At 68.0% G+C, this 22,250-nt stretch carries 24 protein-coding genes; 14 read left to right on the top strand and 10 right to left on the bottom strand.

Going from position 1 to position 22,250, the window contains the following annotated elements; genetic code table 11:
- The first annotated feature begins 52 nt into the window (after positions 1 to 52).
- Positions 53 to 1,351, top strand: coding sequence for a phytase (locus tag DMH03_RS41155; protein ID WP_125797401.1), 1,299 nt, complete (start codon positions 53 to 55; stop codon positions 1,349 to 1,351).
- 43 nt (positions 1,352 to 1,394) lie between these two features.
- Here the strand turns inward: DMH03_RS41155 and DMH03_RS41150 are convergent, their stop codons facing one another.
- Both DMH03_RS41150 and DMH03_RS41145 read right to left on the bottom strand, forming a co-directional pair.
- Positions 1,395 to 2,558 carry a HAMP domain-containing sensor histidine kinase gene (locus tag DMH03_RS41150; protein ID WP_125797400.1) on the bottom strand — a complete coding sequence of 388 codons (1,164 nt, stop codon included), beginning with the start codon at positions 2,556 to 2,558 and terminating at the stop codon, positions 1,395 to 1,397.
- The gene (locus tag DMH03_RS41145; protein WP_125797399.1) at positions 2,555 to 3,211 is read right to left on the bottom strand and encodes a response regulator transcription factor; all 657 of its coding nucleotides are present in this window, start codon (positions 3,209 to 3,211) and stop codon (positions 2,555 to 2,557) included. The genes DMH03_RS41150 and DMH03_RS41145 overlap by 4 nt, the downstream gene beginning before the upstream one ends.
- An 87-nt stretch (positions 3,212 to 3,298) precedes the next feature.
- Between DMH03_RS41145 and DMH03_RS41140 the strand changes: the two genes are divergently transcribed.
- The 5 genes from DMH03_RS41140 (at position 3,299) to DMH03_RS41120 (ending at position 7,967) form a co-directional block, all read left to right on the top strand.
- A complete protein-coding gene (locus DMH03_RS41140) occupies positions 3,299 to 3,802 on the top strand; it encodes a hypothetical protein (RefSeq protein WP_125797398.1) in 504 nt (167 codons plus the stop codon).
- A complete protein-coding gene (locus DMH03_RS41135) occupies positions 3,799 to 4,866 on the top strand; it encodes a peptidoglycan-binding protein (protein WP_125797397.1) in 1,068 nt (355 codons plus the stop codon). Before DMH03_RS41140 ends, DMH03_RS41135 begins: the two co-directional genes overlap by 4 nt.
- Positions 4,863 to 5,525, top strand: coding sequence for an ABC transporter ATP-binding protein (locus DMH03_RS41130; protein ID WP_125797396.1), 663 nt, complete (start codon positions 4,863 to 4,865; stop codon positions 5,523 to 5,525). The genes DMH03_RS41135 and DMH03_RS41130 overlap by 4 nt, the downstream gene beginning before the upstream one ends.
- Entirely contained in the window at positions 5,525 to 6,718 is a 1,194-nt protein-coding gene (locus tag DMH03_RS41125) for an ABC transporter permease (RefSeq protein ID WP_125797395.1), read from the top strand. Before DMH03_RS41130 ends, DMH03_RS41125 begins: the two co-directional genes overlap by 1 nt.
- A gap of 292 nt (positions 6,719 to 7,010) precedes the next feature.
- On the top strand, positions 7,011 to 7,967 hold the full coding sequence (locus tag DMH03_RS41120; RefSeq protein WP_199749227.1) for an erythromycin esterase family protein: 957 nt from the start codon (positions 7,011 to 7,013) through the stop codon (positions 7,965 to 7,967).
- A gap of 177 nt (positions 7,968 to 8,144) precedes the next feature.
- On the opposite strand, the gene DMH03_RS41115 is transcribed toward DMH03_RS41120, so the two are convergent.
- Positions 8,145 to 8,741 (bottom strand): TetR/AcrR family transcriptional regulator, encoded by a 597-nt coding sequence (locus DMH03_RS41115; RefSeq protein WP_125797394.1) that lies wholly within the window; start codon positions 8,739 to 8,741, stop codon positions 8,145 to 8,147.
- 94 nt (positions 8,742 to 8,835) lie between these two features.
- Between DMH03_RS41115 and DMH03_RS41110 the strand changes: the two genes are divergently transcribed.
- From DMH03_RS41110 to DMH03_RS41095, 4 genes are read left to right on the top strand one after another with little or no spacing between them, the layout of a single operon-like run.
- Entirely contained in the window at positions 8,836 to 10,062 is a 1,227-nt protein-coding gene (locus DMH03_RS41110) for an amidohydrolase family protein (RefSeq protein ID WP_125797393.1), read from the top strand.
- Complete coding sequence (locus tag DMH03_RS41105; RefSeq protein WP_125797392.1) at positions 10,059 to 10,913, top strand: alpha/beta hydrolase; 855 nt, start codon at positions 10,059 to 10,061, stop codon at positions 10,911 to 10,913. The genes DMH03_RS41110 and DMH03_RS41105 overlap by 4 nt, the downstream gene beginning before the upstream one ends.
- Positions 10,903 to 12,201: an FAD-binding oxidoreductase gene (locus tag DMH03_RS41100; RefSeq protein ID WP_199749226.1), complete on the top strand. Its 1,299-nt coding sequence runs from the start codon at positions 10,903 to 10,905 to the stop codon at positions 12,199 to 12,201. Before DMH03_RS41105 ends, DMH03_RS41100 begins: the two co-directional genes overlap by 11 nt.
- A 26-nt stretch (positions 12,202 to 12,227) precedes the next feature.
- The gene (locus DMH03_RS41095; protein WP_125797391.1) at positions 12,228 to 12,881 is read left to right on the top strand and encodes a hypothetical protein; all 654 of its coding nucleotides are present in this window, start codon (positions 12,228 to 12,230) and stop codon (positions 12,879 to 12,881) included.
- A gap of 227 nt (positions 12,882 to 13,108) precedes the next feature.
- Here DMH03_RS41095 and DMH03_RS41090 read toward each other — a convergent pair whose 3' ends face one another.
- Positions 13,109 to 13,423 (bottom strand): hypothetical protein, encoded by a 315-nt coding sequence (locus DMH03_RS41090; RefSeq protein ID WP_125797390.1) that lies wholly within the window; start codon positions 13,421 to 13,423, stop codon positions 13,109 to 13,111.
- Positions 13,424 to 13,678: 255 nt separating this feature from the next.
- Positions 13,679 to 15,256: an amidohydrolase family protein gene (locus DMH03_RS41085; protein ID WP_125797389.1), complete on the bottom strand. Its 1,578-nt coding sequence runs from the start codon at positions 15,254 to 15,256 to the stop codon at positions 13,679 to 13,681.
- A 96-nt stretch (positions 15,257 to 15,352) separates the two neighbouring features.
- Between DMH03_RS41085 and DMH03_RS41080 the strand changes: the two genes are divergently transcribed.
- On the top strand, positions 15,353 to 15,814 hold the full coding sequence (locus tag DMH03_RS41080) for a MarR family winged helix-turn-helix transcriptional regulator (RefSeq protein ID WP_199749225.1): 462 nt from the start codon (positions 15,353 to 15,355) through the stop codon (positions 15,812 to 15,814).
- Between the two features lie 291 nt (positions 15,815 to 16,105).
- Here DMH03_RS41080 and DMH03_RS41075 read toward each other — a convergent pair whose 3' ends face one another.
- Positions 16,106 to 16,687, bottom strand: coding sequence for a MepB family protein (locus DMH03_RS41075; protein ID WP_199749224.1), 582 nt, complete (start codon positions 16,685 to 16,687; stop codon positions 16,106 to 16,108).
- A gap of 108 nt (positions 16,688 to 16,795) precedes the next feature.
- Here DMH03_RS41075 and DMH03_RS41070 point away from each other — a divergent pair, with 108 nt between their 5' ends.
- Entirely contained in the window at positions 16,796 to 17,197 is a 402-nt protein-coding gene (locus tag DMH03_RS41070; protein ID WP_125797388.1) for a four-helix bundle copper-binding protein, read from the top strand.
- Between the two features lie 58 nt (positions 17,198 to 17,255).
- On the opposite strand, the gene DMH03_RS41065 is transcribed toward DMH03_RS41070, so the two are convergent.
- Positions 17,256 to 17,648: a CBS domain-containing protein gene (locus tag DMH03_RS41065; RefSeq protein WP_233611928.1), complete on the bottom strand. Its 393-nt coding sequence runs from the start codon at positions 17,646 to 17,648 to the stop codon at positions 17,256 to 17,258.
- A gap of 143 nt (positions 17,649 to 17,791) precedes the next feature.
- Here DMH03_RS41065 and DMH03_RS41060 point away from each other — a divergent pair, with 143 nt between their 5' ends.
- Both DMH03_RS41060 and DMH03_RS41055 read left to right on the top strand, forming a co-directional pair.
- Positions 17,792 to 18,364, top strand: a complete 573-nt coding sequence (locus DMH03_RS41060; protein WP_199749223.1) for an RNA polymerase sigma factor — start codon at positions 17,792 to 17,794, stop codon at positions 18,362 to 18,364.
- On the top strand, positions 18,357 to 19,244 hold the full coding sequence (locus tag DMH03_RS41055) for a CU044_5270 family protein (RefSeq protein ID WP_125797387.1): 888 nt from the start codon (positions 18,357 to 18,359) through the stop codon (positions 19,242 to 19,244). Before DMH03_RS41060 ends, DMH03_RS41055 begins: the two co-directional genes overlap by 8 nt.
- A gap of 91 nt (positions 19,245 to 19,335) precedes the next feature.
- Here the strand turns inward: DMH03_RS41055 and DMH03_RS41050 are convergent, their stop codons facing one another.
- The 3 genes from DMH03_RS41050 to DMH03_RS41040 all read right to left on the bottom strand — a co-directional run bounded on the left by DMH03_RS41050 (position 19,336) and on the right by DMH03_RS41040 (position 22,185).
- Positions 19,336 to 20,088, bottom strand: coding sequence for a hypothetical protein (locus tag DMH03_RS41050; protein ID WP_125797386.1), 753 nt, complete (start codon positions 20,086 to 20,088; stop codon positions 19,336 to 19,338).
- Positions 20,089 to 20,389: 301 nt separating this feature from the next.
- Complete coding sequence (locus DMH03_RS41045) at positions 20,390 to 21,073, bottom strand: response regulator transcription factor (RefSeq protein ID WP_125797385.1); 684 nt, start codon at positions 21,071 to 21,073, stop codon at positions 20,390 to 20,392.
- Positions 21,070 to 22,185, bottom strand: a complete 1,116-nt coding sequence (locus DMH03_RS41040) for a sensor histidine kinase (protein ID WP_233611926.1) — start codon at positions 22,183 to 22,185, stop codon at positions 21,070 to 21,072. Before DMH03_RS41040 ends, DMH03_RS41045 begins: the two co-directional genes overlap by 4 nt.
- Between the last annotated feature and the right edge of the window lie 65 nt (positions 22,186 to 22,250).

Raw genomic sequence — 22,250 nt, 5'->3', positions numbered from 1 at the left:
TCGGTGACTTCATAGTGGGCTGTCCGATTCGCTCCAGGGAAGGAACACTTTGATGGCTCAGGCCTCCAGAGTCCGCGTCGTAGTCGGCGGTCTCGTGCTGATCACGGCATTCGCCACGATCTTGCCCCCTTCGGCCGTGGCCGCTGATGCTCTGCCCAGCGTGAAGCCGACGACCGAAACCCCTGCCGTGTACGACGACGAAGCAGGCGGCAACGCGGACGCTGACGACCCGGCGATCTGGCGTAACCCTGCGGCTCCGGATCGCAGCCTCGTCGTCGCCACGGTCAAGGAGGGCGGTCTGCGCGTATACAACCTTGACGGCCGCGAAGTGCAGTCGGTACCGGCGCCGAAAGCGCCCGGCCCGGATGATGCCCCCGGCCGGTTCAACAACGTCGACCTCGTGCACCGTATGAAGGTCGCCTCCGGTGTGAGCGATCTGGCCGTCGCCAGTGATCGCGGCCGTGACCGGCTGCGGATCTACCGCATCGACGGCGGCAACTCCGGTGCTCCTCTCGCCGACGTCACCGATCCCTCGGCGCCGGCGATCTTCTCCTCGTCGCAGGAGGAGATCAACGAGCAGCGCACCGCTTATGGCCTCGCCACGTGGACCGATCCCTCCAGCGGCCGCTCGTATGCGGTGGTGAGCCAGCGGGAACGCACCGTTCTCAGCCTGCTGGAGTTGACCGCAGGCGCCGGAGGCACGGTCTCCTACCGCAAGGTGCGCACTCTCGCGTTGCCGTCCGAGTTCAGGCTGCCGAACGGCAAGTCGTGGAGTCCGTGCGGTGAACCGGGTGAACTGCCCCAGGTCGAAGGTATGGTCGTCGATCCCGCGACCGGCACCCTCTATGCCGGGCAGGAGGATGTCGGTATCTGGCGGGTGGACGCCGACCTCGAAGGCACTCCGAAGCTCATCGACAAGGTCCGCGAATACGGCATCCCCGGAACCTACGACGAGGCGACCGAGGAATGCGTACCCGGACCCAACCCTGGCTACGGTGGCACACGCCTGTCGGCCGACGTCGAAGGCCTCACCCTGCTCAAGCAGAAAGACGGTGACGGATACCTGCTCGCTTCCAGCCAGGGGGACAACACCTTCGCCGCCTACGACCGCGAACTCGGCGACGACAACGAGTACGAAGGCGGCTTCCGGGTGACCGCCGCGTCCGCGACCCTCGACGGCACCGAGGAAAGCGACGGCGCCGCCGTCCTCAACGAGCCACTCGGAAGCAAGTACCCGAATGGCCTGCTCGTCGTCCAGGACGGTGACGACAAGCCGGGAGAGCCGGGCCGGGATGCCACGAACTTCAAGTTCGTCGACCTCGGACGCGTACTCGACGCCCTCGACGACTGACCGGACTCGCCCGAGCGGCGAGACTGGCCATGATCCGGTGCTCTCAAGCCGAAGAGCGGAGGTCTTGGCCGGTTACGGCTCCGGTGGCCTGGTTCTGCGGGGGACCGGCCACCGGCAGAGTGACCGTCACGATCAGGCCGCCGCCGTCACGAGGCTGTGCGTACACGTGGCCGCCGTGGGCGTCGGCCACCGTACGCACGATCGACAGGCCGAGCCCGGCACCCATCCGGGCGGCCTGCCGGTCCGTCGTGAGCCGCCGGAACGGCTCGAACAGGCCTGGCAGCTCATAAGGCGGCATTACCGGCCCTGTATTGGTGACCACCAGCTCGACCAGCCCGTCCGGTCGGGTGTCACTGGTGACCCTGACCCAGCCGTCCGGCACGTTGTAGCGCACGCCGTTCTCCACCAGGTTCTGCACGAGTCGTTCAAGGAGGACCGCGTTGCCCATGGTCGGTGCTTCGTCGGCGGACGCGGTCACGGCCGGATGCTGTTCGGCCACGTGCGACACGACGTCCGCTAGGTCCACATAGGACAGTTCGCCCAGCTCGCGGTCCGATTTGGCCAGTGTGAGCAGGCCGTCGATCAGCCGCTCGTGTCTGCCGTTGATCTCCAGGAGTGTCTCGCCGAGTTGGCGGACCTCCACCGAGGCATCGCGACGCTCCACCGCGACTTCGAGCAGTGTGCGGTTGAGCGTCAATGGGGTGCGTAGCTCGTGGGAGGCGTTGGCGATGAACCGCCGCTGCCCGTCGAAGGAGCGGTCCAGCCGTTCGAGCATCAGGTCGAACGTGTCCGCGAGCCGCTTGACCTCGTCCGGCGGCCCGTCGAGGGCGATGCGTTCGTGCAGCCCGCGGTCGCGGCCGGGGGAGTCGGCGATGCGCCGCGCGGCCCGGGTCATCCGGTCGATCGGCTGCAGCATCCGGCCGGCGATGAGCCAGCCGATCGCGATCGCCGCGGCCGCGACCAGGCCGAGTTGGCCGCGGCCCTGGACGAGCAGAGCCGTGAGCGCGTCGGTCCGGGTTTCCTCGGCGACCTCGTTCAGGGCGTCGGCCTCTGGCGTGAAAGTGCCCTTGATCACGGTGGTCGATTCGCGGTTGGACAGCTGCCTGGACACCAGCACGTACGTCGCACCGAGCAACAGGATGCCGGCGAGCAGGAACAAACCGCCGTACACGAGCGTCAGGCGGGTCCGGATGGTCAGACGTTTCACGGAATGCGGTACCCCGCTCCCGGCTCGGTCACGATGACGGGTGGGTCGCCGAGTTTGCGGCGCAGCTTGAGGATCGCCATCCGCACGGTGTGGGTGAAGGGGTCGGCGTGCTCGTCCCATGCCTTCTCCAGGAGTTGCTCGGTGGACACCGCGCCGCCGCCGGCGCGCAGCAGTTCGGCAAGGACCGCGAACTCCTTTCGGGACAGCGGGACGTAGCGGCCGTCGCGATACACCTCGCGGCGGTGCGGGTCGAGCCGGATTCCCGCTCGGGCGAGCACCGGCGGCGCGACCGCCTCGGAGCGACGGCCCAGTGCGGTCACCCGCGCGGCCAGTTCGCGGAACGCGAACGGCTTGGGCAGGTAGTCGTCGGCGCCGAGGGCGAGGCCGGCGACCCGGTCGTCGACGTCGGCGGCCGCGGTCAGCATCAGTACCCGGGTATCGCCGCCGCGGGCGACGAGCATCCGGCACACCTCGTCGCCATGGATGACCGGCAGGTCCCGGTCGAGCACCACCACGTCATAGTCGTTGACGCCGGCCCGCTCCAGCGCGGCGGCGCCGTCGTGCACCACGTCCACCGCGTGTGTGTCCGCCCGCAGCCCTTCGGCCACCGCGTCCGCGAGGAGTGGCTCGTCCTCGACCACCAAGATCCGCATCGGTCCATGGTGCGCACGGTCGTGTCACTTCCGCGTCAACGTTTCCGGAGACGGCCGGGTGACATCACGCTCGCTGTACTTCGGCGCATGAAACGACTTATGTGCGTGCTCGCGTCGTTGCTGCTCGTCGGACTCGCCGGCTGCTCGTCGGCCACCGATTCCGGCGCGGCCACGGCGGAGGACAAGCAGGCGGGGCTGAAGTTCGCCCAGTGCATGCGGGAGAACGGTGTGCCGGACTTCGAGGACCCGTCGTTCGACGAGAACGGCGAGATGGAGCTGCGCTTCCCGCCCGGCACCGACCCGAACGCGGTGAAGCCGACGCAAGAGAAGTGCAAGAGCCACCTGCCCAACGGCGGTGAGCCGGAGAAGATGAACACGGAGGATGTGAAGAAGTTCCAGGCGTATGCCAAATGCATGCGGGAGAACGGCATGCCGGACTACCCCGACCCGGACGCGGAGGGGCGCAGCCGGTTCGAGAGCGGTAAGGAGCCCGACCCGAACGACCCCGGCCTCAAGACGGGGCACGAGAAATGCGGCGAGCACCTGCCGGGCGGCGGTGGGGGTCTCGTGATCATGGGGGGCGGCAAATGAGGCGGCGCGGGGTCGGCCGGGTGGTGATCGTGCTCGTCGCCGTGCTCGCCACCGGAGCCGCGGTCACGGCCGCGACCGGCTTCTGGGGTGGTGAGAAGCCTGCCGAGACCGGCAAGGACCTGCCCGCGGCGACCGCGAAGGTGACCAGGCAGACGCTTGTCGACACGCGGACCGAAAACGGCGAGCTCGGCCACGGCGCCCCGGTCGAGGTGACCGGCAAGCTCGCCGGGACGTTGACCGCGTTGCCTGCCGTCGGGCTCACGGTGGAGCGTGGGCAGGCGATCTACTGGGTCGACGACACGTCGGTCGTGCTGCTGTACGGCACGCTGCCGGTTTATCGTCCGCTCGGGCCGGACACCGAGGGCACCGACGTGGAGCAGTTCGAGAACAACCTCGCCGCGCTCGGCTACCGCGGGTTCACGGCGGACAGGAAATACACCGTGCAGACGGCCACCGCGGTGAAGAAGTGGCAGAAGGACCTCGGCCTGCCGGAGACCGGCACGATCGAGCAGGGCCGGATCCACTACGCGGCCGGGCCGGTGCGGGTGGACGGCCATAAGGCGGCCGTCGGCGCTGACGTCGCGCCGGACGCGCCTCTGCTCTCCTACACCGGGTCGGCGCGGCTGATCACGGTCGAACTGGGCGTGGCCGACAAGCGGCTCGCGGTGAAGGCCGCCCCGGTGACCGTCATACTGCCGGACGACAGGACCACGCCGGGCTCGATCACCGGCACCGCGACCGTCCTCGTCCCCGCCAGTGGGACCCCCGGCAGCCAGGCGACGACCATCATCGAGGTCACCGTCGCGGTCGCCGACCAGAACGCGCTCGCCGGGCTCGACGAGGCGGCCGTGAAGGTCGTGTTCAGCGCCTCGCGGCGAGAGAACGTGCTGACCGTGCCGGTGGCCGCGCTGCTCGCGCGGTCCGAGGGCGGGTACGGCGTCGAGGTCGCGAACGGGACGACCACCAAGATCGTCGCGGTGGAGACCGGCCTGTTCTCCGGCGGCCGTGTCGAGATCTCCGGCGAAGGGCTGGACGAGGACATGACGGTGGGGATGCCGTCATGAGCGGGGCGGTCGTGGAACTGGACGGGGTCGGCAAGTCCTACGACGGCGGGGTCGCCGCGCTGCGCGACGTGTCGCTGTCCGTGGGGTACGGCGAGCTGGTCGCGATCGTCGGGCCGTCCGGGTCGGGCAAGTCGACCATGTTGCACCTGATCGGCACACTCGACCGGCCGTCGGCGGGCACGGTACGGATCGACGGCCACGACATCGCGGCCTTGACCGACCGGCAGCTGTCCGCGTTGCGGGCCACCCGGATCGGGTTCGTGTTCCAGCAGTTCCACCTCACACCCGGACAGTCCGCTGTGGACAACGTGGCGGACGGCCTGCTGTACGGGGGCGTGCCTGCCCGCGAACGGGCGCGGCGGGCCGAGACGGCGCTGATCCGCGTCGGCCTCGCCGAACGGCTCGACCACCGGCCGCACGAGTTGTCCGGTGGGGAGCGGCAGCGGGTGGCGATCGCCCGAGCGGTCGTCGGCGAGCCGGCGCTGCTGCTGGCCGACGAGCCGACTGGGAACCTGGACTCCGCTTCCGGTGCGGGCGTGCTGGACCTGCTGTGGGAACTGCACGAGGGCGGCACCACGGTCCTGGTGATCACGCACGACCGGGAGATCGCCGGCAGCTTGCCCAGCCAGATCCGGCTGCGTGACGGGGCGGTGGTGTGATGCTGACGCCAGCGCGCCTTCGCCCGCGTGACGTGCTCCGTGTCGGAGGCGCCGGCCTGCGGACCCGCCCACTGCGGGTTTTCCTTTCCGCGCTGGGCATCGCGATCGGGATCGCCGCGATGATCGCGGTGGTGGGGGTGTCGTCGTCGAGCCGCGCCGAGCTGGACCGGCAACTCGCCACGCTCGGCACGAACCTGCTCACCGTCGCGCCCGGCAACACGATGACGGGCGGCACCTCCGCGCTGCCGGCCGAGTCCGTCGACATGATCCGCCGCATCGAGCGGGTACAGCAGGTGGCGGCGCTCGGCGAGGTGCCGGACACGAAGGTGTACCGCACGGACCGGATCCCGGTGGTCGAGACCAGGGGCCTGTCGGTTCAGGCCGCACACCTCGACCTGCCGGAGACAGTGGGCGTGACAGTGGCCGACGGCACGTGGCTGAACGCGGCCACTGCCGAACACCCGGCCGTGGTGCTCGGCTCGCAGGCCGCGTCGCTGCTCGGCGTCAGCTCGGCACGCGAGGGTGTCCAGGTCCATCTCGGTGGCCAGTGGTTCACCGTGGTCGGCATTCTCGACACGGCACTGCTCGCGCCCAAGCTGGACACCGCCGCACTGGTCGGCTGGCAGGCCGCGGAGTCCTATTTGGACTTCGATGGTCACCCGACGACCGTCTACACGCGAGCGTCCGACGAGTCCGTCGAAGCGATGCGCGGCGTGCTCGCCGCGACCGCGAACCCTCAGGCGCCCAACGAGGTCCGGGTGTCCCGCCCGTCCGACGCGCTGGCCGCCCGACAGGCGGCCGACCGCGCGTTCACGGGTTTGCTGCTGGGACTCGGTGCGGTGGCGTTACTGGTCGGCGGGGTCGGGGTGGCCAACACGATGGTGATCTCCGTGCTGGAGCGGCGTGCCGAGATCGGCTTGCGCCGCTCACTCGGCGCCACCCGCGGGCAGGTTCGGCTCCAGTTCGTGGCCGAGTCACTGCTGCTGTCCGCACTCGGCGGTGTCGGCGGGGTGCTGCTCGGCGTCGCGGCCACTGGCGGCTACGCGGCAACCCAGAACTGGCCGACCGTAGTGCCGGCGTGGGCGATGCTCGGCGGCGTCGCCGCGACACTGGTGATCGGTGCGCTCGCCGGCCTCTACCCGGCCATCCGCGCCGCCCGCCTGCCACCGACCGAGGCGCTCGCAACGCCATGAGCCATTCCGGCGCCGGTGGCCGGGGTTACGGGACCCGGCCACCGGTGCATCGGTTGATCTGCCGTACTCGCCGCAAGTTCCCAAGCTCGACGATTTATTGAGGGGGCAGGCAAACGTGTCGTGTCTCGGGCGAGACCTTGCCCACTGTCACCAGGGATCACACCCGACGGTAGCGAAAGCACTACCAGCAGAACGCGTACGCAGGAGCGACACTGGCCCGGCACCACGACACGGTTGACTTACCCCTCAATATACTGGACCTCCACCTAGGTTCAGGTATGAGAATGATCCCATGACGACATCGATGACCGACACTCCGACGCGGTGGATCCGCCAGTACGCGCATCCCCTGGTCATCTCCGATCCCGAAGGACCACTCGCCGATCTGGAGCCACTGCGCGGAATGGTGCGTGACTCGAATCTGGTCGTGCTCGGCGTTTCGGCCCGCGACACCCGCGAGCTCTCCGTTGTTTCCCAGCGGATAGTGAGGTTTCTTGTCGAGGAACTGGGATTCCGTTCTCTTGTGCTCGAAGGTGACGACATCACGAGCATCGCGCTCGACGAGTACGTGCGGACCGGAATCGGCGACCCTCGAGCGTTACTGGCCGGTGCCAGGTCATTCTGGCGAACCAGAGAGCTCCTTGACGTCGTCGGCTGGATGCGTCGCCACAATGAGCGAAACCCGGCAGACCCGGTCCGCATCGCCAACATGGCCGGGATGTCGTCGGAGGTGGCGTCTCTGCCAGGCAATCTCGCCGACATCGAACGGTTGCTGGCCGAGAATACGATCCGGTGGCACGAACACACCGGACACAAGATCGTCTATTGGGGTGGCATGGCGCATATGGTGAACGGCAGGACGCGCGCCGTCTCCACCGAAGCGCCGCAGGAGGTCCATCGCAGTGCGGGCAGCTACCTCAGGGAGCATTTCGGCTCCGGGCACCTTTCGGTGGGGCTGACCTTTCACCACGGGTCGGCGTCCTACGCCGTCCCCGCGCCGCCGGCCGGGTTCGCCGAGGCCACACTGGGAAGTACCGGCATGGACGCCTATCTGCTGGATCTTCGTGCCACGAGCCCTGAACCGGTCCGGGCATGGCTGAGCCGACCGGCGAAGACCCGCTTGGTCGGCCCTGCCTACGACCCCGCCGACGATGACGTCCACCACCTCTCCGGTGGTTCGCTCGCCGAATGGTTCGACGTCATCGTTCACTCCCAAGAGGTGTCCCCGGCCTCTTCGCTCGACGTCTGAGACCAGCCACCGCGGCCGGACTATTGAGGGGTAGGGCAAGGTGTCGGGTGGCGGGGATTCGCTCACGGCCGTGGGGCGACCGTGTCGCGAAAGCCACTTTCGGGACCTCAGGCGTCGCGAAAGTGGCTTTCGCAACCTCCCACCTTTGCCTTACCGCTCAATAATTTCCTGGCAAGCTCAAGGCCCCGGGCGTGTCCGGCCAACGGATCGCTTCTTGCTCATGCGCAGGATCAAGGCGACCGCGTCCTCCGAGTGGGCCCCCGGTGTCAGGACTTCTTGGAGGAGCAGGCCGCGGATCGCGGCGATGGTGACGGTGGCCATGGTCAGCGCTTCCTCGGCGTCGAGTCCTTCGCGTTCCGCGAGCGAGGCCAGCATCTTGGTCAGGTCGTCGAGCGAGTCGATGAACTCACGAAAGTCCTGTGGGCTGTAGGCGGCCAGCCCTACGACGTGAAAGAAGCCGCGGACACGCGACAGCTGCTCCGGCCTGGTGTAGGTCCGCCAGATCGCCGCGACGAAGTCGTCGAAGGTGCCTTGCCGGGCGGCCTCGAAAAGCACCTCGTTGTCCCGAGATCGCTGTGCCGTGAGCATGGCCGCCAAGACGCCTGAAAGTGACCCGAAGTGGTATCGCAGGAGAGCGTGGCTGGTCTCGGCGCGGGCGGCGATCTCGCGGAGCGACACCTCCGGTGAGGGAAGTGCCTCGTCGAAGGCGTCGAGAAGCCGAGCCAGGAGACGCTCGCGTGCGTCGCCTTTGCGTTCCGTGCTTGACAAGATCACTCCCGTAGTTTATCCATTGGAAAAGAAGCACTGACGACACCGTGTCGCCTCGCACATGGTCGCAGTCGGTTCGCAACGGTGGAGGGAACGACTCGTGGGACGTGTTCAGGTAGTCGGCGCGGCGGTCGTCGACGGATCGGGCCGCGATCCGATCAACGTCGACGTCGGCATCGAAGACGGGCATATCACCCAGGTCGGGGCAGCCGGCGCACGCGGCGAGCGCCTTGACGCCGACGGGCTGACGATGACGCCCGGCCTGATCGACGCTCACGTCCACTTGGGCCTGTCGAGCCCGATCGGGCCGCAGTTCTCGTTTGGGATAAGCGCCGCCGAGATCGCGGCGGACATCTTCGCCACGGCCGGCGCGACGCTCGATGCCGGCTTCACGACCGTTCGCGACACCGGCGGGGTCGACGGCGGACTCGTCACGACGATCGCGAAGGGCAAGGTCAGGGGGCCACGCGTCCTGTCGTGCGGACCGGTTCAGTGCCAGATCGGTGGGCACGGCTACTACGGCGCCGACTGGGAACCCACCGAGCTGTGGAGCAGCCACCACCTACCCGGTCTGTGCGCCCTGTCGACGATGTCCGGCAACGCGGACGAGCTGCGAGCCAACGTGCGCGAGGCCTTCCGTCGCGGAGCCTCCTTCCTGAAGCTCTGCGTGACCGGCGGAGTGGTCGGCGCCCACGACCGGCTGACCGACACCCAGTTCACCGTCGAGGAGATCGCCGTCGCCGTCCAGGAAGCCGCGGCCCGGGGCACCTACGTGACGGTTCACGCCCACAACAACGACGGCATCCGGAACGCGGTCGAGGCCGGGGCGCGCTGTGTCGAGCACGGCACCGACCTCGACGAGTCCACGGCCACCCTGATGGCCACTCGCGACGTCGCCCTCGTGCCCACGTTCGCCGTCGTCGAGCAACTGCTGCACGACACCGCCGGAGCCGGCCTCGGCGAGTCGACCCGCGATCGGGTGCTGGGTGTTCGTGAGCGGATGGCCGAAGCGCTCGCTGTCGCCAAGGAGGCCGGGGTGCGGATCGGGCTGGGTTCCGATCTCATCGGCCCGGCCCAGGGTCGCCGAGGCGAAGAGCTCAGGTTGCGCGCAGAGCTCGAGACGCCGATGGAAGCCCTCGTGGCAGCCACCAAGACCAACGCCGAGATCCTCGGCCTGTCCGGCCAAGTCGGGGTCATCGCTCCCGGCGCGCAGGCTGACCTCGTGTTGTGGAACGGCAACCCGGTGGAAGACCCGGAGCTGTTCGCTGATCCCGCCAATGCCGTCCTCGTTCTCAAGGCCGGCCGAATTGTGAAGGACCTTCGATGAGCACGATATGGCAGGGCTGCTTCGCCGACACCGACTATTTCGAGCTGCGTTCCAGCGGTGGGCACGACTACGGCGTCTGGGTCACCACACCGCCGGGCTACGACCCCGCCACGACGCGAGTGCCTGCCGTGTATGTGCTCGACGGCAACTGGGCCGTGGGCTTGACGGCTCCGCTCATCGTCACCCAGGCGGACCCCATGCAACAGATACAGCCCTACATCCAAGTCAGCGTCGGCTACGCGGGCGAGGACGCACAGCACTGGGATCGGCTGCGCAACAGGGACCTCGTGCCACCCGGCGAGCCCATCGCCAAGGAGCTCATCGACGCCGTGGAGATGGGAGTTCGAGCGGGCGCGAGGACCCGCGAGGAATCCGACGCCTACCTCGCCGAATTGCGCGACACTCGCGCCGATGCGTTCCTGGGCTTCCTCACCGCGGAACTGCACCCGCGGATCGAACGCGATTACGGTACGGCCGCGAGCGGTCACGGCCTCTTCGGCTACTCCTACGGCGGACTCTTCAGTCTCTACACCTGGCTCACCGGAAGCACTCTCTTCGAAAGCATCGGAGCGGGCAGCCCCGGTGTCGTCAGTGAAGACAGTCAGGTCTTCGCGCTGCTCGACGAAATGGGCGACAGCCTGCCTGCCGCCAAGCTTCACCTGACCATCAACGACCGAGAGCTTCTCGGAGACCTCGCCGTCTACCAGAGCCTCACGAAGAACGCGGCCACCGTCCTGCACCGCCTGACCGCTCGCGGCGCTGCCGTCACCAGCGCGCTCCTGCGCGAAACGCACGTGACCGGTCTGCAGGCCTCGTTCCTCAGCTACCTCAGGACCTGCCGTGCCCGGTAAGCGCCCGAATACCGATGTGGTCGTGATCGGGGCAGGCGTGATCGGTTCGTCGATCGCCCTTGAGCTCGCGCGGGCGGGGCACCGGGTGCTCGTGCTCGATCGAGCCCCAGGAGCCGGACAGGGGTCGACCTCGGCATCGAGTGCGATCGTTCGGTTCAACTTCTCCACCACCGCCGGTGTGGCGACGGCGTGGGAGGCGCATTTCGGCTGGCTCGACTGGGCGGGCCACCTCGGGCACGATGTCGGCGACCTCGCGATGTTCCGCAAGAGTGGGCTGGTCATGCTGGACGTCGAGGCGGCTCCGCGTACGTCGTGGCTTCCGTTGTTCGATGCGATCGGTGTTCCCTACGAAGAATGGGACAGCGCGACCTTGGCCGAGCGCGTTCCAGGTATCGACGCCGGCCGCTATTGGCCGCCGAAGCGGCTCGACGACGAGAAATTCTGGGAGGACGCGCAACACTCGCTCGGCGGCGTGTACACCCCGGATGCCGGTTACGTCTCGGATCCGAGCCTCGCCGCCGTGAATCTCGCCTCCGCGGCCTCGGCGTGTGGGGCGGAGTTCCGCTTTCGCAGCACGGTGACAGCGGTGGAGAAGGCCGGCGGGCGCGTGACGTCGGTGCGACTGTCGGACGGCACCCGGATTCCCTGTGCCGTCGTGGTCAACGCGGCCGGTCCGTGGTCGGGTGCGGTGAATCGGCTGGCCGGCGTGGGTTCCGACTTCACGGTCGGTGTGCGCCCGATGCGGCAGGAAGTAGCGCACGTGCCGGTCCAGGAGGGCTATTCGGGGCCCGTGGTGGCGGACATGGATCTGGGCACCTATTTCCGCGGTGAAGGAGGAGCGGGCCTGCTCGTCGGCGGAACGGAACCGGAGTGCGATCCGATGCAGTGGACCGACGACCCCGACGCCGTCGACATCCACCCGACGGCCGCGGTCTTCGAGGCTCAGGTGACGCGGGCCGCGCGGCGGTTGCCCGACCTGGCGGTGCCCAACCGGGCGCGCGGCGTGGTGGGCGTCTATGACGTCGCCGACGATTGGACTCCGATCTACGACCGCACCGAACTCGACGGCTTTTACCTCGCGATCGGAACGAGCGGCAACCAGTTCAAGAACGCGCCGGTCGTGGGGCAGCTGATGGCAGAGTTGATCGACCAGGTGGAGAACGGCGTCGACCACGACGCGTCGCCCGTCCGGTTCCGGGCCCCGCACACCGGCCTGGAGATCGACCTGGGTGCGTTCTCTCGTAAGCGCAGCCGGAACACCGCGAACTCGGGCACGGTGCTGGGCTGAGCGTCTCCTGCCGGTAGGGTCGCGAGGTGATGACCAACCCCGGTGCCGGGTTTTCCTCGGAACGGCGGCGGTGGACGTGGCCGCATCCGATTGGCCCGCGTTGGCTCATTTGCGGCGAGATCGGTTTCGATGATTCCGAGGACGACGTCCCGTTGGCGGTGTGCGCCGAAAGCGAAGGACTGTTCGTCGACCTGCCGCCCCGGCAGCGGGAGCGGTTCACGCTTGCCGGCTGCGCCCCGGCAGGAATGCTCGCCGATCTCCTCGGCCGGCTGCCTGTCGAAGCCCTCGGTACCGAACGGGCGTGGCTGGGCAATATTTCCTTGAGCGCGCTCACGCCATCGCAGTCGTGGTGGGGAGAGGATCTGTGCGACGTCGTCGTACTCGGACAGCGACCGAATGCGACCGTGCCCGGAAAAGTCGACATCGACCTCGACGGATTCGTCCACGTCGGTCATCGCACGGATGCGGTGGTACGTCCCCGCGACGTCGACGAATTCGCCCTGGCAACCTGGGACGGGACGTCCTGCGGCACCTGCGGGGACATCACGGGTGTGTTCCGCGAGCAAGCCGTACCATCGGTGCGACAGGTCCGGCTCCTCGGTTGCCGACCGGAACCCCCGCTGCTGGCCGCGCTCGATGCGGTGAGGCAGCCGACCCGGGCAAGCCTGCGTCCCTGGTGACCGTTGGGGCGGCTGTGACTGAATGCCGCACTCGCGAGTTACGTCTCTAAACACGCGAGTTACGTCTGTGAACACACGAGATCCGGGTCTGAGCACGCGAGTGCCGTGTCGGGTCGCCCAGACCGCCGTCTCGCCCGAGACACGACACGTTCGCCTTACTCCTCGATAACCGGCCGCTCCCGGCGGCAGCACGCTTTTCGCCGGGAGCGGATACCGAACCTGCGTGCTCAGGTGTTGTAGTTGATGGTCTTGCCGGACGCCAGGTCGCCGGAGTAGCACCAGATGGTGCTCTTCTGCAGCCCCGGGTGCGCCCAGATCCCGGTCCGCGGGTAGGTGTTGGATTGTCCCGGCTTGCGGCAGTCGATTCTGATCCGGAAGGTACCGGTGCCGCCGGTGCATGTGGCCTCCGCGCCGGTCCCGTTCGTGATGTACTGCGACGAGCACCCGGTGGGTGCGGCGGTCGCTACCCCTGGTGCCGCGACAGCGGCGCCTGCGATGAGGAGCGAGCCCACGCCCAAGAGCCTGATTGTCCGGTTCATCATGGAAACTCCCTGGATCCGGTGTCCGATGTCGGCTAGATCATGGCAGTGCTCGACGCACCGGCGCCGCAGTTTCCTGAAACGACTCATCGTCAACCGGCACGCATAGGCACCGACCCGGTTCCCGAAGGCTTTGTTTCTCTTTTTTCGCAGACGTTTACGACATTTTGGCGTGCCGCTGAATGGGACCGCCAGACATTTCGGTGTTCGATCGCACTGAACACCACACCGGAGCCGAGGCCTCGCTGCGCCGGCTTCTCAACTCCAGGCGAACAGGTCCTGCGTGAGGTTCATCGCCGCGAAGAGGTGATCGCGGGAGGTTTCGAGTTCCCGGCGCAACCGGGCCAGGTCCGCGTCGAGCAGTTGCCCTTTCCACTTGCGCACCTTGCCGGCGACGATCACCGTCTCGACGTTGGTGCGGTCCATCAGCGACACGATCGCTCCCGGCACGCTGTTGAGCGGGGCCACGTTGAGCGCGGTGGCGTCGAGCAGGACGAGGTCGGCTTCCTTGCCAGGCGTCAGGGTACCGGTCTTGCCGTCGAGTCCGAGGTGCTTGGCACCATTGACGGTCGCGTATCGCAGCACATCGCGGACCGTGAGCAGGTCGGGCGTGCCCGGGGCCGGCTTCGGCCAGTTGTTCGGCGGTACGAGGTCGCCTTGGTCCAGGATCAGCTGATTGACGATCATGCGCTGCATGGTCATCGCGGAGCGCATCTGTGTGAACGGGTCCGCGGCCATCGTCGTCTCGACGTCGGAGCTCAGTGAGGGCTCCATGCCGAGTTGCTGCATCTTGAGGATGGGCGGCGTGCCGTGCCGCATGCTCATCTCGATCGGGAAGGCCAGCGAGACCTGCGCACCGGCGTCCCGCAACCGTAGCCAGGTCTGGTCGGACATGCCGGTCATGTGGATGAACAGGTTGTCCGGCCCCACCTCGACCCCGGCGGCGCCATGGGCGAGGTCGTCGAAGACCGGCCGCATGCCCCACGAGCCGACGGAGTGCGCGGCGATCTTGAGACCCAGCTCGCGGGCGATCGCCCATGCGCGGGTGTACACCTGACGGCCGAGGTGGAGCTCCCCGCCCATGACCATGCTCACCAGTTGGTCGCTCGAGGAGAACCACCGGTCCTTGATGCGGTAGGCGTCCTGTGGATACCGGGCTCCCGTGCGGCCGTCGCCCTCGAAGAACCCGAACGCCGAACGACGCCCGGTGTCGACAAGCGCCTGGATCGCCGCATCGGTGTGCTCTGGAGAGTGATGGATCTGCGACACGTCCAGCACCGTCGTGACACCGGTGTCGAGCTGCGAAAGCCCTGCGAACAACGAGTTGATGTAGACGTCTTCCGGCCGGTAGGCCCGCGCGAACCCCTGCAGGATGTGCTGACCGTAGTTCGGGTACGCGCTCGGCGAGCCCGAGTGATCGTCGAGGAGCAGACCGTTGGCGAGAAACGCACGCTCCGCGGTCTCGAACAGGTGGTGGTGTGTGTCGACGAAACCCGGCAGCACGATGCGCCCCCGCGCGTCGATCACGCCGGCGTGCGGGGCGTGGATGCCTGGCCGGATCTCGACGATCTTGCTGCCCTCGACCAGAACGTCGGCGGTCGCGAAGTTGCCGACGTTCGGATCCATGGACATCACCGCGCCGCCACGGATGACGTAGCGGCGTCCCCGCTGCCCGCTGTCCTTCGGCGGCCGTCCACCGGCATGTGTCTCGGCAGCGGCGGCCGGGCCTGCCGCGAACAAGCTCGTTCCCGCGGCGGCCACCGTGGCCGTCTTCAGAAAGTCGCGCCGCCCGGTTCGCGGAGCGATCCGCTCACCATCGTCACGTCGTTCGGTCATGGTGTGCCTTCCTGCGTGGAATGGCAGTGAGTTGATGTGTCAACCGAAGGCTACGCCGGGGAGTTGATTTGTCAACTCGCGGGATATAGTGACGCCATGAAGCAGCAGGGATTGACCGGACACGAACTCCGCGCGTGGCGGGTGTCCTTTCAGATGCTGGAGCTGCTGCGGACACGCATCGAGCAGCAGCTCCAGGCCAGCAGTGGCCTGTCCAACGCCGATTACACCGTCCTCGCGTTGCTGTCCGAGGCGCCGGATGGGCGGATGCGCGCCTACGAGCTCGGCCGGGTGGCCGGCTGGGAGAAGAGCCGCATGCACCACCAGCTCACCCGGATGTGCAAGCGAGGCTTGGTCACGCGGGAACGATGCGGCTCGCGCGGCATGGAGGCGGTGATCACGGCGAAAGGCCTCACCGCGCTCAAGCAAGCCGCGCCGAGCCACGCCCAGGAGGTCCGGCGCCTTGTCATCGACCGGCTCACGCCCGAAGAACTCGACCAGTTCGCCGACATCGCCACCACGATCCTCGAGAACCTGCGAGCGGACCAGCCGCCCGTCTAGCGGCGTAGGCTGGGCACGTGGATTCCGTAGGAGGCGCGGTCGACCGGATGGTCCAGCGTGGATGCGACCTCGTCGAGCTGATCGAGTTCCTCCGAGCACACGAAACGTTCCGGCTGTCTCCGCTGACCCTCATGCGGATCCTGGATCACGCGGTAGGGATCCCATGGAAGACCACCCTGCACGAGTTCGGGTCGATGTTCGATCCCGACCTCCGCCCCCTCACCTCACAGACGGAGATCGAAGCCCGCTGGCAAGCCGTCCTCCACGCGCGACGGAATGGACTCAATCCTCCTACAGAAGCTGTCGTAGTAGATCCGGGGTAAACGGAATCCTGGGCTGGATCTGAACAAACCGTTCGGCTTGCCATCGCTTTGTCCGAACCGCCTGCTTGGACTCCACCTGAACCCAAGGCGCGTAGACCCTCATCGCACGTTTGCCCCCTTTCCCTTCGACCGACATGATGCCGCGACGCACCAGTTCCCGGCTGTTGAATATGAAGAGCCCGCGATGATCCTTGGTGAAGGCCGCGATCACGATCGAGCTGATCGAGTCAGTGGTATCGAACGGTGCGATCTCACTGGCCGGGTCGGCTCTCGTCCAAATCGTCACGAACTGTCCGACCTTGGTAGGCGTGGTTTTGGCGACACGGAACGCGATACTTCGATCGTCGACAGCAAGTCGGCATGCGCCGTATTCCGCACTCTCGACTTCCCGGACGGCGGGACGAGTCACCGCGAGTCCTGAATCTTCGAACACTTCACGAACCGACTCGACCAGTTGAACAGGAACGCCGCCGAGTGCCGGATCGGTGGCCCATCGATGAGCGGCGCCGTCGCCGGTCTCGTCGAGCGTCACGCCGGGAAGATCCTTCAAGAGCAGACACTCCTTGGCTTGAAAAGGCGCGCTCGAATCCAGGACATCCCGAGGCGCTGGAGAACTTCCGCGGGGACACAGGATGACCGCGCTCAAGGAGGAGTGACCGTGACACAGGCAGCCGAAATGCTCGATACCTTCCCGGCGGACCTCGGACGGGTGAACCGCGCCGCTCTCGTCCACTGCATCGAGGAATGCTTTTCCTGCTCGCAGGTCTGTACGGCGTGCGCGGACGCCTGCCTGAGCGAGCGGGATCCGGCCGGGCTGGTCCGGTGCATCCGCGGCAATCTCGACTGTGCCGATCTCTGCGACACCACCGGACGGCTGCTGTCCCGGCATACGGGGTTCGACATCGACACCGTCCGCCACACCCTCGAAGCGTGCGCGGCTGCCTGCAAAAGCTGCGCTGACGAATGCGAACGCCACGAGCATGAGCATTGCCGGGTCTGTGCGCAGGCGTGCCGACGGTGTGAGCGGGCCTGCCGGGAACTGATCACGGTTCTGGGCTGAAGGAGCCGCCTCGCCGCGCGGCGGGGAACGGGCTGACTCCCGCCGAAGGCGACCGGTGTCACCGGTCGCCTTCGGCGGCGCTGATTTCGCTGAGCACGGAGTTCGGGTCGTGTTCGATCGCGGCGTCACCGAGGGACAACACGCCGATCGGGCGTCCGTTGTCGACGACGGGGATGCGTCGCACCGCGTTGCGCGCCATCCGGGAGATGGCGGTGTCGGCGTCCTCGTCCGGGGAGACGGTGACGACCTGGGAGCTGCATACGTCCCGGAGGCGGCAGTCGGCGAGATTGTCCTGGCCGGCGACGGCCCTGATGACGATGTCGCGGTCGGTGACGATCCCGGCGAGCCGGTCGCCGTCGAGGACGAGGACGTCGCCGATGTCCTTGTCGCGCATCGCTTGCGCGGCTTGGCGGACCGGTGTGTCGGCGGGCAGGGCCACCGGTTGACTCACGGGTATTCGTGGCACTGTCCGGCTTCGGTGTCGCTGAACGGGCGGCACGTCACAGCTGGGTGGGAAGAAGAAACCGGTCGGCGGCGAAGTGGTGGTGAAAGCTGACAGTCGACGGGAAGGATCCACATGTCAGAGGCGGACCTATGAGAGCGGGAACGGGCGAGCAGGTGACCGAGGCCGACCTGGCCGCCCGGCTGCCGCAGGACCCGGAACTGTTCACCGAAGTGCACGATCGCTACTTCGCGGCCATCTACCGGTATGTGGCCGGCCGGTTGGACGCGCAGACCGCGGAGGACATCGCCGCGGAGACGTTCCTCGTCGCGTTCGACCGGCGCGGCACGTTCGACGCCGAACGCGGTGATGTGCGGGTCTGGCTGTTCGGCATCGCCACGAATCTGGTGGCCAGGCACCGCCGCAAAGAGGCTCGCCACTATCGGGCGCTGGCACGGGTGAGCGTCGCACCAGTGGTCGAGGGGCACGAGAGCAGGGTGGTCGCGTCGGTGGCCGCCCGGCGGCTGCTTCCCCAACTCGCGAACGCGCTGTCGCGGCTGTCCGCCGGGGAACGGGACGTGCTGCTGCTCGTGGCGCTCGGCCAGCTCGGGTACGAGGAAGTGGCCGCGGCGCTCGGTATCTCCTCCGGCACGGTGGGTTCCCGGCTCAACCGTGCACGCAAGAAGCTCAACTTCGTTCTCACCCCGGAGGCACTCGATGAATGACCTGCAGACGCTTCGCGCCGCGCTGACCCCGGAGGAGCCGTCCCAGGACGTGGTCGACCGCAGTCGGCACCAGCTCCAGAACCGGATTCGCGGTGGCCGGGCCGCCCGGCGGAGGACCGGATGGCTGGTCACGGGGGCCGGGCTCACGGCGGCGGCCGCGGCCGCCGCCGTGGCGATCGCGGTCATGCCGGCCGCACCGGTCGACGGTCCGCCGGTACAAACGTTCAGTGGGCAGGAGATCCTGCTCGCCGCGGCCACCGCCGCTGAGCGTTCCCCCGAGAGCACTGGTACCTACTGGCATGTGAAGGTGGCCGAGGCGGACGGCGCTGCCGCTTCGACCGACTACGAGTACTGGATCAAGCCGGACGGTCAGTTGTGGATGCGGGGGGCGAAGACGGGCGGCAAGGTCATGCCGTTGAAGGCGAGTTCGGCCACCCCGTTCTCGCTGGTCGCCGTCGATCTGACGCTCGAGCAGTTGCGTGCCCTGCCGACGGACCCGGACGCGTTGAAGGCCTGGATCGCCGAGGCCCACGAGCGCAGCGACGCCAGGACGAGCGCGGGCGAGTTCACCGCGAGCGACCGGGAGCAAGCCGGCTTCCAGTCGTTGATCTCATTGGTGTCCACACTGCCTGCCACGCCGGAGGTGCGGGCCGCGGCCTTCCGGGCGATCGCCAACCATCCAGGTGTCGAAAACCTCGGCACGGTGCCGGGCGGGCACGGCCTGTTGCTGCCAACGGGCGAGCGGCTCGTCGTCGATCCGGCGACCGGACGGGTGAACGGGACGTCGGTCTTCGTCACCATGGACGGGGCGGTGTACAAGGTGGCGAACCCCGCCGGCGTCAATATCAACGCCGAGTGGACTGACACCCTGCCCAAGTAGCAGATCGGTGGCCGGGAGCGTGTCCCGCTCCCGGCCACTTCCGCGCCCGGCCGACTCTCACCGAGGTGGCCGGGTGCCGTTGATTCCGGGTCTAACCGGCATCGAGGCGGAGGCCGTTGCGGGTGCGGTAGCGCTGTTCGAAGTCTGCCTGGAACGCGGCGGGGACCGCGTTGAGGGGGCGGCGTTCGATGAGGTGGTCGTCGGAGACGTAGAAGTTCCGATCGCCGAAGTCGTCCGGTTCGCCGGGGGCCGGGGTGCCCGGCGGGTAGTGCAGCACCCAGCCGGTGTCCATCCGGACGGCCTTGATCCCCTTGGTCGAGCCGCCGAGCCGCTCCCGCCGAAGGTGGTAGTGGACCATGGCGCGGGCGTTGCTCTCGCTGATCTTTCCCGGCCCCAGCCCCAATCCGGTCAGGGTGAGGGCACGGTCGGACCGGTCGACCCAGCCGTCGACCACCAGGTCGGCAGGCCGCGTGACGCGCAGCGCGGTCTGTAGCGCGGTGGTGACCTGCCGCGCCAGTTCGGTGCAGCCTTCCGGGCCGCCCGCGAAAATGCTCCTGTTCCATTCAGGAAGGCCATCGGACGGCGGCGTCCATCCGGCCGCGACCAGGTTCTCGTGGTCGACGGGCGACATTCGCCACCGCTCGTCGATGAACTCGTTGCTCACCAATCCCGCGTAGATATCGGTGACGAGGTCGGGGTGCTGCTGGTCCTGCTCCGCCGAGAACTGAACGAAGCGGTTGCCCTCCGCGTGCATGATCAGTTTCGCCGTCGGCGGCAACTCGTACAGCAGTTCGCCGAGGTTCACGGCGAATTCGGCCCAGTTCGGGCCTTCCGGGATGCTCACGGGTCAACTCTTCCTCGGTCGGGCAGTTCGGGGCGAACCGGCTCGGAGAGGTGACCTTGTCGAAGCCCCGGCCCCGGTGCCGGCCGGGTCGTCAAAGACCCTACTGCGGCACCGTCAAGCTCGATGCCGGAGCAGACCCGAGTCGAACAGGGCGGCGGAGACGTGGCCGCGCAGGATGCGTTCCGACTCCTCCGACGGGGTGGTGGTGGCGGTTTCGCGTGACTGGATGGACGACACACGTGATTCGATGGACGACTCGCGGCAGAAGCACAACTGGCCTCCGCGTTCTCCGGGGCGGGTTTCAGTCCGTGTTGGACACGAGGCCGATCCGGTAGGCGAGGACGACTGCTTGTACGCGGTCCCGTAGGTCGAGTTTAGTGAGGATTCGGGACACATAGGTCTTCACAGTCTCGGAGGAGATCACCAGTTCCGCGGCGATTTCGGCGTTGGACAGGCCGGCGGCGAGGTGTTCGAGCACTTCCAGTTCGCGGGGCGTCAGTGTCCGCACGACGGTGTCTCGCGCCGGGCGCGAGGTGTCGGTGGGGCGGAGCCGTTCGGCGAAGTGGCCGATCAGGCTTCGGGTGACCGCGGGGGCCAGCAGGGACTCGCCGCGGGCGATCGTGCGGACGCCGTCGACCAGCTGCGCCGGCGGCGTGTCTTTGAGGAGGAAACCGCTGGCGCCGGCGCGAAGTGCCTCGTACACGTACTCGTCGACGTTGAACGTGGTGACGACCAGCACCTTCATCGGTGCTTCGACGCCGGGGCCGGTCAGCCGGCGGGTCGCCTCGATGCCGTCCAGGACGGGCATGCGGATGTCCATCACGATCACGTCGGGGCGCAACCGCCGCGCGGCCTCCACCGCAGCGCGGCCGTCGGCCGCCTCGCCGACGACCTCGATGTCGGGCTGTGCGGAGAAGATGGTGACGTACCCGGTGCGCACCAGTTCCTGGTCCTCGCAGATCAGCACCCGGATCGGCTCGGTCATGTGGGGCTCCCAGGAATCATGGCCCAGACACGGAAGCCGCCGTCGCCGGGCAGGGCACCGGAAACCAGGTCCCCGCCGGACATTCGCACACGTTCCCGCAGTCCTGTCAGGCCTCGGCCGCCGGATGGTGTGGCCGTGTCGCCGACCGCGGGACCGAGGGTGATCACCTCGACCTCGATGTGGTCCTTGCCGTGCCGGACCAGGACCTTGGTCGGGTTTCCTGTCGCGTGCTTGAGCGCGTTGGTGAGCGCCTCCTGCACCACGCGGTAGGTGGTCAGCTCCACGTCGACGGACCGCGGTAGTTGCTCGCCCTGCTCGGTCCACTCGACGGGCTGACCCGACAGCCGGGCCTGTTCGACCAGATCGGCGACCTTTCCCATGGCCGGTGTCCGGTCCGCGGCCCTGGGCTCGCCGGTCGCCTCGAGAATGCCGAGCAGGGTCCGCAGCTCTGTCAACGCCCGGCGTCCGGTGTCGCTGATGGCGCGCAGGCCGGTGCCGGTCCGTTCCGGCGCGGAGTCGAGCAGGAACTGCGCCGCGTCGGCCTGGACCACCATCGCGGTCACGTGATGGGTGACCACGTCGTGCAGGTCCCGGGCGATACGAGCCCGCTCGGTGGCCGCGGCCACCTCGGCCGCCAGCCGTCTCCGTTCAGCCTCTTCCGCGCGCCATCGACGCATGCCGGTGCCGGCCAGCCAGATCACCACCAAGACGAGATAGAACGCGAGAAAATCCGGAAACCGTTGCGGTGAGCCAAGGTTGTGCAGTGCCACGGTGAGCGCCGCATAGCTCGCGGTCAGCACCGCGGCAAGCCCCCGGCGGAACCGCGCCAGGTGCGCGCCGGCGGCGTACAACGCGAGGAGAATCCCCACCTTGCCGAACGTGTCCGGGTAGCTCAGGACCTGGCCGATCGCGAACGCGGTACCGATGACCGACAGGCAGACGGCCGGCATGCGGCTGCGTACCGCGAGCGGCAGGCACATCGCCAGCGTCAGCGCCGCACCGGCCACCACGTCGATGCCGCCCGTCGAGCGCCGGGGGAGATCGCCGATCTCCGGGCCGATGTGGGCGACGGTCGGCGCGAAGGCCAGCACGGTCACCACCGCCGCCAACACACTGTCTTTTATGGACGATGGGAGGTCTCGCCACCCGCTGAGTGCGGTACCGAGGCGGGATGCCG

Source organism: Amycolatopsis sp. WAC 01376 (assembly GCF_003947415.1).
GTDB lineage: Bacteria > Actinomycetota > Actinomycetes > Mycobacteriales > Pseudonocardiaceae > Amycolatopsis.
The sequence above is the reverse complement of the archived record's forward strand: the minus strand, read 5'-3'. Positions and strand labels throughout refer to the sequence as shown.